We start from the raw sequence: 257 nt of genomic DNA, 5'->3' as shown, positions 1-257 counted from the left end.
ACCCGTTCCCGGAAATATACCGATGTTATTACCTCCTACATTAGTCATATCAAAACCAACCTGAGGATATACTTTTATACCTGCAAGATAGGGTTTCAGATTTGATAATCCCGGACGAATATTTGAAATTGAACCGTCTGGTTGAGTTCCATTCAAAGCTGAAAGTGGGCTATTTACTTTAGGGCCGAAAGGGGTAAAATCCATCCTTACATTTTTTGTTGCCGATGCCACTAAAACTGAAGGTAGTCTCCATCCGT

Annotated in this window: 1 protein-coding gene; it reads right to left on the bottom strand. The window is 40.5% G+C overall.

Annotated elements, in window-relative coordinates; all coding sequences use genetic code 11:
* Window positions 1-257: hypothetical protein (locus SB772_RS43050; protein ID WP_410838903.1), on the bottom strand; the 257-nt coding region annotated here is incomplete at both ends.

Origin of the sequence: Paraburkholderia sp. SIMBA_030, assembly GCF_046535245.1 — a bacterium.
Taxonomy (GTDB): Bacteria; Pseudomonadota; Gammaproteobacteria; order Burkholderiales; family Burkholderiaceae; genus Paraburkholderia.
This window is presented reverse-complemented; position numbering and strand designations above follow the sequence as displayed.